The sequence below is a fragment of the Bradyrhizobium sp. WSM471 genome (genome assembly GCF_000244915.1).
Classification (GTDB): Bacteria; Pseudomonadota; Alphaproteobacteria; order Rhizobiales; family Xanthobacteraceae; genus Bradyrhizobium.
Map to the genome: position 1 here is coordinate 5,931,852 of NZ_CM001442.1, position 10,195 is coordinate 5,942,046.

The 10,195-nt window shown below is 62.9% G+C and carries 11 protein-coding genes; 9 read left to right on the plus strand and 2 right to left on the minus strand.

What is annotated here, in order from left to right:
- Positions 1-2 precede the first annotated feature (2 nt).
- A complete protein-coding gene (locus tag BRA471DRAFT_RS26975; RefSeq protein ID WP_007613060.1) occupies positions 3-1,004 on the plus strand; it encodes an alpha/beta hydrolase in 1,002 nt (333 codons plus the stop codon).
- Positions 1,005-1,235: 231 nt separating this feature from the next.
- Positions 1,236-2,018, plus strand: coding sequence for a Crp/Fnr family transcriptional regulator (locus BRA471DRAFT_RS26980; RefSeq protein ID WP_007613061.1), 783 nt, complete (start codon positions 1,236-1,238; stop codon positions 2,016-2,018).
- Here the strand turns inward: BRA471DRAFT_RS26980 and BRA471DRAFT_RS26985 are convergent.
- The gene (locus BRA471DRAFT_RS26985; RefSeq protein WP_007613062.1) at positions 1,993-2,910 is read right to left on the minus strand and encodes a hypothetical protein; all 918 of its coding nucleotides are present in this window, start codon (positions 2,908-2,910) and stop codon (positions 1,993-1,995) included. The genes BRA471DRAFT_RS26980 and BRA471DRAFT_RS26985 overlap by 26 nt on opposite strands.
- Positions 2,911-2,948: 38 nt before the next feature.
- The gene (locus tag BRA471DRAFT_RS26990) at positions 2,949-3,233 is read right to left on the minus strand and encodes a hypothetical protein (protein WP_007613063.1); all 285 of its coding nucleotides are present in this window, start codon (positions 3,231-3,233) and stop codon (positions 2,949-2,951) included.
- Positions 3,234-3,587: 354 nt separating this feature from the next.
- Here BRA471DRAFT_RS26990 and BRA471DRAFT_RS26995 point away from each other — a divergent pair, with 354 nt between their 5' ends.
- The 7 genes from BRA471DRAFT_RS26995 to BRA471DRAFT_RS27025 are packed head-to-tail and all read left to right on the plus strand — an operon-like array spanning position 3,588 to position 10,106.
- Positions 3,588-4,688, plus strand: a complete 1,101-nt coding sequence (locus BRA471DRAFT_RS26995; protein ID WP_007613064.1) for an inositol-3-phosphate synthase — start codon at positions 3,588-3,590, stop codon at positions 4,686-4,688.
- Positions 4,688-5,287, plus strand: coding sequence for a histidine phosphatase family protein (locus BRA471DRAFT_RS27000; RefSeq protein ID WP_007613065.1), 600 nt, complete (start codon positions 4,688-4,690; stop codon positions 5,285-5,287). The genes BRA471DRAFT_RS26995 and BRA471DRAFT_RS27000 overlap by 1 nt, the downstream gene beginning before the upstream one ends.
- Positions 5,284-6,387, plus strand: a complete 1,104-nt coding sequence (locus BRA471DRAFT_RS27005; protein ID WP_007613067.1) for a glycosyltransferase — start codon at positions 5,284-5,286, stop codon at positions 6,385-6,387. The genes BRA471DRAFT_RS27000 and BRA471DRAFT_RS27005 overlap by 4 nt, the downstream gene beginning before the upstream one ends.
- Positions 6,388-6,389: 2 nt before the next feature.
- Positions 6,390-7,199 carry a nucleotidyltransferase family protein gene (locus BRA471DRAFT_RS27010; RefSeq protein WP_007613069.1) on the plus strand — a complete coding sequence of 270 codons (810 nt, stop codon included), beginning with the start codon at positions 6,390-6,392 and terminating at the stop codon, positions 7,197-7,199.
- Positions 7,196-7,963, plus strand: a complete 768-nt coding sequence (locus BRA471DRAFT_RS27015; protein ID WP_007613070.1) for a TIGR04290 family methyltransferase — start codon at positions 7,196-7,198, stop codon at positions 7,961-7,963. The genes BRA471DRAFT_RS27010 and BRA471DRAFT_RS27015 overlap by 4 nt, the downstream gene beginning before the upstream one ends.
- The gene (locus tag BRA471DRAFT_RS27020) at positions 7,960-8,913 is read left to right on the plus strand and encodes a hypothetical protein (RefSeq protein ID WP_007613071.1); all 954 of its coding nucleotides are present in this window, start codon (positions 7,960-7,962) and stop codon (positions 8,911-8,913) included. Before BRA471DRAFT_RS27015 ends, BRA471DRAFT_RS27020 begins: the two co-directional genes overlap by 4 nt.
- Positions 8,901-10,106 carry a phosphopentomutase gene (locus BRA471DRAFT_RS27025; protein WP_007613072.1) on the plus strand — a complete coding sequence of 402 codons (1,206 nt, stop codon included), beginning with the start codon at positions 8,901-8,903 and terminating at the stop codon, positions 10,104-10,106. Before BRA471DRAFT_RS27020 ends, BRA471DRAFT_RS27025 begins: the two co-directional genes overlap by 13 nt.
- Positions 10,107-10,195 lie beyond the last annotated feature (89 nt).

The following is a 10,195-nucleotide window of genomic DNA, read 5'->3' on the forward strand; positions in this document are numbered from 1 at the left end:
CCATGGACCAGAAAACTTACGCGCAGGCAGACGTATCCGACATCGTGGTCGAGGATCTCATGATCCCGAGCGACACGGCCGGCATTTCGCTTCACTTGCGCAACAAGCGACAAGCGATGCACACGACGTTTTCCTCCGAGCGAACCATCCTGATGATGCATGGCGCGACCTATTCGTCGGAAAGCCTGTTCGATGCGCCGCTCGGTGGCATCTCCTTCATGGATTATCTCGCCGGGCACGGCTACGACGTCTTTGCACTCGACGTGCGCGGCTATGGCGGATCGACGCGTCCGCCCCAAATGGACGCGCCGCCCGAGGACTCAGAGCCGCTCGTGCGCACCGAGGTGGGCGTGCGCGATCTCGCCAGCGCAGTTCATTACATTCTGAAGCAGCGCAAAATCATGCAGCTCAATCTGGTCGCCATGTCCTGGGGCGGCTCTGTGGCCGGCGCTTACACGGCGGGCAATCACGACAAGATCGTAAAGCTCGCGCTGGTCGCGCCGCTGTGGCTGCTGAACGGCCCGGCTCCGATCGATGCGGGCGGCCGCCTTGGGGCCTATCGCAACGTCCCTGTTCTGGACTTCAGGGAGCGCTGGCTTTCGGCAGCGCCGGAAGCAGCGCGATCAAGTCTAATTCCGGCAGGCGGCTTCGAACTCTGGGCGAACATCTCGCTCGCGACGGACCCGCAGGCCGGCGCAGGAGCTCGTCCGCTCATGCGTGCCGTGAACGGCCCGATCCTGGACATCCGCGAGTACTGGGCCGCCGGCAAGGCCCTTTACGACGCCAGCGACATTCGCGTGCCGGTGCTCCTGGTTCACGCCGAATGGGACCGGGACGTGCCCATCAGCTCGGCGCAGGACTTCTTCCTCTCGCTGAAGCACGCGCGATATCGGCGATGGGTCGAGATCGGCGAAGGCACGCACATGGTTCTGCTGGAGAAGAACCGGTTGCAGGCGTTCGACGCGATCAACCAGTTTCTCTCGGAACAGTATGAGCATGAGTAGCGCGATCGAGCGCTCCTCGCGCTTCCGGTTCCCTAATCGTCCGATCCCTGAGGACGATCGCATGCGCCGTCTACTGTTCCGGAACCGTTTGACCGTTGGTCCCTCCGAACTTCCGGGCGCATGCTGGGCAGACAAACAATGACCTGTATGGAGTGAAACTATCAAAGTTTAATGCGCTCTGTCGTTTTCATCGATCAGATTGGGGACGGGTTCTGAGTTGTCAGGCGACCAATGCAGGCAGGATTTGCGTTCTCCAAGCTCGCCGACCGGTTGGCGAGCCTCACTCCCGTAACGGCCGACGATCTCCACCTGCTCGCGGACATGGCAAGCACAATCGCGCATCTCAGTTCGCGTCAGGCCGTTTTGCGGCATGGCGACGATGCCACCCAGTGCTGTCTGCTCCTTCAGGGATATCTGTCGTGGCAGGATGCAGAGAGTGCGGACGGGCAGATCACGTCAATCCATGTTCCCGGTGACATCGCCGATCTACACACGCTTTATCGTCCTCGTATTGACGGCAACCTGATCGCGCTCGGCCCTGCCATCGTCGCTCTCGTGCCACACTGCTTCTTTCACGATTTGTCCGCGCGTTCGCCCGCGATGTCTCGCGCACTGCTGCTGATGCTGCTCACCAGCCACGCCATTCAGCGCAACTGGACGGTGAACCTGGGTAGCCGTGATGCATTGACGCGCGTGGCGCATCTGCTGTGCGAGATCACCACCCGGCTGCAAAGCGTCGGCTTGGCGAGAGATCTCAGGCTGCCGTCACCCTTTACCCAATCGGACCTTGCGGCAGCATGCAGCATCTCCCCGGTCCACGCCAACCGCACGATTCAGGAACTGCGACGATGCAATCTCCTGCAATGGCAGGGTAAGACGGTAACGATCACGGACTGGCCGGGGCTCGTGCGGCTCGCAAGATTCGATCCGACTTACCTGGGCATTCAGTCCAGCCGCGACGATGCGTCGTCCTCGCGTCTCAAACCACTTACGGCGGACCTTGCGCTCGCTTGAGCTCCTTTCGGACGACACCCTGGAGACTTGCAGAGTGTGCAATCAGAGCCTCCCGCACCTCTCCGAGGACGTCATCCCAATTGCCTAGTGTCCTCTGATGAAACAGCCGCAGGCTCGGATACCAAAGGGAGTGGGACTCGGATGACGGCCAGCGCCAGTCGCAATCCGCATGCAACAAGACCCACGCGTCACGGCCGAGTGCTCCCGCGAGATGGGCCACCATGGTGTCGACGCAAATGAGCAGATCGAGCCGCCGGAGGAGATGACCGAGAACAGTAATGTCAGGCGTACTGACGTCTCTCGCGCCGATCTCTGCCAGGTCGCGCGTTCGGGCCCCGCGTTGCAGTGAGCAGAGCGTCACGCCGGGAACGGCAAGATGCCCTAACAGGGACGGCGGGATGGTCCTTCGCTTGTCCCAGTTGCCGACTTCCCAAACCAGACCGACGGCAAGGCCTCGTGGCAGTGGTGGCGCAACCCTCGGCGGCAGCGATACGTAAGGTCCACGCATCTCGACGTGCTCCCGCCCCACCCGTATGGCATGCGGCACCTCCATGATTTCGATATCGACCTCGAAGTCGATGTCAGGTGCACCGTCATGGAGCGCGAAGACCCGATCGACGCCAGCCGCTCGCTCGACCAGCGGCAAAAGCTCGCCCTGGCACCAGACGGTGACGCGGCGCGCGACGTCACGAAGCGGCCGCATGAAGCGCAGGAACTGGATGGTGTCGCCGAGCCCGTGGTAGCAGCGGACCAGCACATGCTTCCCCCTCAGGTCCTCACCACGCCAGATCCGCTGGAGATGACGCGGCCCGGTGTGCTTGGGTGGATACGCAAGCATCGCCAGATCGCGGTCGCTGATCGCCCAGGCGCGTTCGAAGTCGCCTGCCCGCATCGCCTCCGTCCAACCGCCCGACACGCCCGGTGATCCGATCAACGACGCACGAATTTGTGAAAACGACTGACCTTGCCGTCCTTGGTGCGGTCCTGATGAAGGAACGCGATGCCGGTCTCGTCAAACTTGGCGAAGAATTCGTCCCAACTGATCCGGTCGAGCCCTGTGTCGGGCGGATCGAAATCGATGCGCAGGATTCCGGCGTGTCCGTCCTCCTCGGTAGCCTTGACCGTCGCGGGCTTTCCCCCGCGCTCCTCCGCCCATTTCCGGATGACGTCGTGGCTGGTGGTCTGCTGGGCTTCGCTGGTTTGTGATGATGACATGTGACACCTCGATGGCTGACAAAGAGCGAGCGACGCATAGGTCGTCGCGTCAGACTGTTCGCCGTGAACGCCGGACGGGAGGATTTGTTCTTTCGTGGTGTGGGGCTCTCTCGGAGCATCATCTTCTTCATCTTCATCATGGAAGCTTTTCGTTCCCGCCAAACGGCCTCGAATTCTATCCCAGGTTAAGCGCGCTAAATTTTTTTGGCCGGAATCTGACGTGAGGCGGACTTAGTGGGGTGAGTTCAGGAACGAACATACGTTCCTCACGTTCGCCGACGTACTTACGTCAACACAGTACGTCTTCAACACTGCATGCCTTAACGCTGCACGTCTTCCGGAGGGCCTCGATCCATGCATTCTCGTCTTCAGGACAGGCGGCGCGTGCGCGTCGGCATCGTCGGTGTCGGCAATTGTGCGAGCTCCTTCGTTCAGGGGCTCTCCTACTACCGGGACGCCAAATCGAATGAGCCGGTGCCTGGGCTGATGAACGCCGATCTCGGCGGCTACCACATCAGCGACATTCAGGTCGCGTCGGCCTTTGACGTCCATGCCGGCAAGGTCGGACGCGACGTGGCCGAGGCGATCTTCGCAGCACCGAATAACACGCACCGCTTCTCCGACGTCGCGCCCACTGGGATCATGGTCCAACGCGGCCCGGTCATGGACGGCGTCGGCCATTATCTCAAGGACGACGTCCCGATTGCGGATGTGCCGGAAGCCGACGTCTCCGAAGTGCTCGCGACCTCGCGCACGGACGTGCTTGTGTCCTATCTTCCCGTCGGCTCGCAGCGTGCGAGCGAATTTTACGCCGCGCGCGCGATCGAGGCCGGCTGCGGCTACGTCAATTGCATCCCGGTCTTCATTGCCTCGAATCCGGACTGGCGGCGGCGTTTCGAGGATGCAGGCCTGCCGATCGTCGGCGACGACATCAAGAGCCAGGTCGGCGCCACCATTCTGCACCGTGTGCTCGCCAATCTCTTCCGCGAACGCGGCGTGCGGCTGGACAGAACCTACCAGCTCAATGTCGGCGGCAACACCGATTTCAAGAACATGCTCGAGCGCGAGCGGTTGACGTCGAAGAAGATCTCCAAGACCCAGGCCGTGACCAGCCAGTTCGACGTGCCCATGGATGCCGACAACATCCATGTCGGCCCGAGCGACCATGTGCCGTGGCTGACCGACCGCAAGCTGGCCTTTATCCGCCTGGAGGGCACGACGTTCGGCGGTGTGCCCTTGAGCGCGGAAGTCAAGCTTGAGGTCTGGGACTCCCCGAACTCGGCGGGTGTCGTAATCGACGCGGTCCGCTGCGCAAAGCTTGCCATGGACCGCGGGCAGGCCGGCGCGCTGACGGGCCCCTCGAGCTATTTCATGAAGTCGCCGCCTCAGCAGTTCACGGACGAAGAGGCCGGGCGACGGACGCGCGCCTTCATCGACGACAAGGCGTATACCTGATGGCGAAGATCATTCATCTGATCCGCCATGGGCATCATGCCCTGCTCGGCCGCACGCTCTGTGGCCGGATGAAGGGCGTAGAACTCGATGATCTCGGCTGCAATGAAATCGCGCGATGCGCCGATACCTTCACGCCGCCGCCGAGCATGGTGCAGTCGAGCCCGCAGCGGCGCTGCATGCAGTCGGCCTGCATCCTGGCGGCGCGTTTCGGCTTGCCGGTCGAGATCGTGCCGGCACTCGACGAGCTCGACTACGGCGAATGGACCGGTCTGTCGTTCGAGGCGCTCGCCCGGGACCCCGGATGGTCGCGCTGGAACGAACAACGCGGAACGAACCGCCCGCCGGGCGGCGAAAGCATGCGGTCGCTCCAGAGGCGCGTCGTCGCCCATCTGGACCAGCTGCGCAATGATCATGGTAGCGGCACCGTCGTCGTCGCCGTCAGCCATGCCGAACCGATCCGCGCGGCGCTGCTGCATTATTCCCGGAAAGAGCTCGACGACTTTCTCTCGATCGAGATCGACCCCGGCAGCGTCAGCACCCTCAGCGTGGACAATCGCGGAATCAAGATCACCGGGATCAATCAGCGGGTGCCAGCGTGAAGATCGTCATTTTCGGCCTGACAATTTCCTCGTCCTGGGGCAACGGTCACGCCACCTTGTGGCGAGGGCTTTGCAAGCATCTCGCGCGAGCCGGCCACAGCGTCGTTTTTTTCGAGCGCGACGTGCCCTATTACGCCGGGGCGCGGGATTTGCACGAACTGCCCGGCGGGCAATTGCGACTGTTTTCGAACTGGGACGATGTGCTTCCTTTGGCGCGCAGCGACATTCGTGAGGCCGATGTCGCGATCGTGACCTCCTATTGTCCCGACGCGATCGCCGCGACGGAGCTCGTCCTGTCTGAGGGCCGTGCGGTGCCCGTGTTCTACGACCTCGACACGCCGGTCACGCTGGCGAAGCTCATAGACGGCGAGGCCGTTCCCTATATCGGGCCGCGCGGCCTGCGGGATTTCGCCCTGGTCCTGAGCTTCACCGGCGGTTCCCGCATCTGCGACGAATTTCGCGACAGGCTCGGCGCCGGCAATGTCCGTCCGCTCTACGGCCATGTCGATACGGACATCCATCGGCCCGTGCCGTCGCAGCCGCATTACCGTGCGGATCTGTCCTATCTCGGCACGTATTCGCAGGATCGCCAGCGCGCGCTCGAGGCTCTGTTCGTCGAACCCGCACGTAACAGGCAGGATCGGCGCTTCCTGATCGGGGGTGCACAATACCCGGAAGATTTTCCCTGGTCGCCGAACATCTACTTCGTGCAGCACTTGCCGCCGTCGGAGCACGCGTCGTTCTTTGCGTCGTCCCGGCTGACACTCAACGTCACGCGCCGCGCCATGGCGGAGATGGGCTGGTGTCCCTCCGGCCGCCTGTTCGAAGCCGCGGCCTGCAAGGCCCCGCTGCTCAGCGACGACTGGCCGGGACTCGATGAATTCTTTGTACCCGAGCAGGAGATCCTGATCGCACGCGATGCGAAAGACACGCTTGCCGCGTTGACGATGGCCAACGCCGAGCTTCAGCACATGGCCGGGCGCGCATATGAACGGACCATGGATCAGCACACATCCGACAAGCGCGCAGCCGAACTGATTTCGCTGCTCGAGCAGACGGCATCCCTCGGTGCGCGCCGACAGCAACCCGAGGAGGCCTGATCATGTGGGGTATCGTTCCGGCCGCGGGCCGCGGCAGCCGCATCCAGCCGCTCGCCTTCTCCAAGGAGTTGCTTCCGGTCGGAAGCCAACGGGACGACGGCATCGACCGTCCGTGCGCCGTCTCCGAATATCTGCTGGAGCGGCTGATCCTTGGAGGTGCGGACAAGATCTGCTTCGTGATCTCGCCCGGCAAATCGGACATCCTCGAATATTTCGGCGATCATTATGGCAGTGCCCAGCTCGCCTATGTCGTGCAGCCCGATGCGTCGGGGCTGTGCGATGCCGTGTTCAGGGCGGGCACGGTGGTTGGCCGCGACGAAGACATCCTGGTCGGACTTCCGGATACCGTCTGGTTCCCAAAGGCGGCCCTGCAGGCATTGCCGGCCGCTGACCTGTCGTTTCTGCTGTTTCCAGTCGAGCACCCCGAGTTCTTCGATGCCGTCGTGCTCGACGGCGATCGCGTCACGGAGATCCAGGTCAAGCAGCCGGATGCAGCATCAAAATGGATATGGGGCGCCTTCAAGATGTCCGGCAACGGATTTCGCGAGCTCCAGTCACTGTGGACGAAGCGCGAGCGCCGGGATGAATATTTCGGGACGCTGGTCAATGCCTACATCGCGGCCGGCGGCCAGGGTCTCGGCGTCAAGGCCGGCGAATCCTATGTCGACGTCGGCACCATCGACGGCTACCGGACGGCAATGGCGTTGCTCGCGGAAAGCTCCGCCGGGAACGGACGCTCTCGACTGCTGGCCGGCGGTTCGCCGGAGGCAGCCCGCCCGGCCCACGCAATGAACAATGGAGTGACCGCATGAGCAGAGGCGCCCTCTCCCGCGAGGAAATCCGCCAGCGCGTCGATGCGCTCGGGCCATGGTTTCACAACCTGGACCTGAACGGCGTGCCGACAGCGCCTTCACACTTTCTCGGCGACTACCCCAACGTGAAATGGCGACGCTTCTCCGGGATCATTCCGGACCGCCTCGAAGGCAAGACCGTGCTCGATATCGGCTGCAATGCCGGCTTCTACGCCATGGAGATGAAGCGGCGCGGCGCCGAGCGCGTCCTCGGCCTGGACACTGACGACGAATATCTCGCGCAAGCCCGCTTCGCGGCCGAGGTGAACGGGCTCAGGATCGAATTCCGCAAGATGTCAGCCTACGATGTCGGACAGCTCCGCGAAAAGTTCGATCTCGTGATCTTCATGGGCGTGCTCTATCACCTGCGGCACCCTCTGCTGGCACTCGACCTGATCCACGAGCACGTCGCCGGCGATCTCCTGCTGTTCCAGTCGATGCAGCGCGGCGACAGCCGCGTGGATCCCCTTGACAAGAACTACGACTTCTGGACCACCGATCAGTTCGATTCCCCGGGCTATCCAAAGCTGCACTTCATCGAGAACAAATATGCCGACGACCCCACCAATTGGTGGGTGCCGAACCGCGCTTGCGCCGAAGCCATGCTGCGCAGCGCCGGCTTTGCGATCGCAGCGCATCCGGAAGAGGAAGTCTATCTCTGCAAGCGGGTGACAAGGCCGCCGGTGGAAGGTCCGGTCGATCCGTCGCGGGAGACCGGCCGATGATCGAAGCCGCCAAGATCTGGAACGAGCCCAACAACAAGTCGCACTGGGATATCCTGATCGATCCGGATTGGACCATGTTCGCGAGCCTGGCGCTCGCTGCGGGAAAGGCGATCCGCAGCGCGCATCCCACGCTCCCGCGAGTGCTTGGCGGCATATCGCCGATTGATCCGTCCTTCATACGCAACATGCAGGCGCGCGGCGTGCTCGATCAAGTCGATGCCGTGGCCGTGCACGGCTTTCCGCTGGACTGGAACTTGTGGCAGATCGCGGAATGGCCGGCCAAGCTCGACGAGATCAAGGCGGTCACCCCGCTGCCGGTTTGGGTAACGGAGGTGGGAGTCTCGTCTTTCGGCGCCGAGGAGGTGCAGGCTTGGGGACTGACCCGAACGGCGGAGTTGTTGATCGGCCGCGCTCCGCGCATTCACTGGTACAGCCTCTACGATCTGCCTTCGAGTTGGGAGGCCACAACCCGGCACAAGGAGGCTGAAGGTTCGTCCTACTACAGGCATTTTCACATGGGCCTGCTACGCGAGGACGGAACGCCGAAAGCCTCGGCGGACCTGTTCGCCCAATATGCACCTGCGATGGGCCTGTGCCAGTGGTTTCACTTCGAGGACCACCGCCTCGATGACGCCGTGCGCTGGATGCGCCGGCTCGGCGTGCAGCATCTCAGGACCGGCCTGTCCTGGGCCGACAGCTTCCGTCCCAATGCACTCGACTGGTTCGATCGGCAGATGGACGCGCTGGCCGAGTTTCAGGTCACAGTGACCTTCTGCTTCACCCCGGAACATCGGGGTATCGAGCCTCATCACACCAGCCCGCCGCTCGACGTGAACGAGTTCGCGGATTTCTGCGCACAGATGGTCGAACGCTATTGCGTGAAAACCGGGCTGGCGCCGTCCGCAGCGTCTTCGCGTCCGGCCATTTCGGAGCCGACATGCGTGCCCTGATCCTGGTGATGGACTCCGTCGGGATCGGCGCCGCGCCCGATGCCATCAGTTACGGCGACGAGGGTGCCGATACCGTCGGCCACATTGCTGACATGTGCATGGCCGGAAATGCCGACGGACCACGCCGGGAAGGGCCGCTTCGGCTTCCCAATCTGGTTGCGCTCGGCCTTGGCCAAGCTTGCCGTCTCGCCACCGGGCGCGTGCCGCCGGGGCTCGATGGCCGTCCTGAGCATGCGCGATTTGGCTGCGCGAGCGAGATCTCCAAAGGCAAGGACACGCCATCCGGCCATTGGGAGATCGCCGGCGTGCCAGTCCCATTCGACTGGGGCTATTTTCCAAGAGCCAAGCCCTGCTTCCCGCGCGACCTGACGGAGAGCCTGTGCGAACAGGCTCGATTGCCCGGCATCCTCGGGAACTGTCACGCCTCCGGCACCGAGATCATCGCAGAATTCGGCGAGCTTCACATCAGGACGGGCGAACCGATCTGCTATACGTCGGCCGACAGCGTGTTTCAGATCGCAGCGCACGAGCAGACGTTCGGACTCGAACGCCTCTATGAGGTCTGCCGCGTTGCGCGCCGACTGGTCGATCCCCTCAACATCGGGCGCGTCATCGCACGTCCGTTCATCGGCACGTCGGCAGGTGACTTCAAGCGGACAGCGCACAGGAAGGACTTTTCCGTCCCGCCGCCGGAGCGGACGATCCTCGATCTCGCCGAAAGCGCGGGCCGCGACATCGTCACGATCGGCAAGATCGACGACATCTTCGCCCATCGCGCGACCGGGAGGAACCTGCGCGGCGATGGCAACCAGGCGCTGTTCGATGCCACGCTCGATGGGCTGGCCTCCCTCGCAGAGGGCGGCATGCTCTTTGCAAATTTCATCGATTTCGACACGCTGTACGGCCATCGCCGAGATGTCGCGGGCTATGCAGCGGCGCTGGAAACCTTCGATACCCGCGTTCCGGATCTGCTGAACCGCCTGCGCGACGATGATCTCCTGATCGTCACGGCCGATCATGGTTGCGACCCGACATGGAGCGGTACCGATCATACGCGGGAACAGGTGCCGATCCTGGCGTGGAGCGCGCGGTCGACTTCTCCGATCGGCAAGCGCGACGGATTTGCGGACATCGGCGCGACGGTCGCGAGCCATCTCGACCTGCAGGCGCCGGTTCACGGCGCGCAATTCTAGTTGGCTGCATCCGGCAGATTCACCTGGGTTATTGATCCAGGTTAGAGAAATATTCGTTTGTAGGTTTCGCAGGAACGAACATTCCTTGC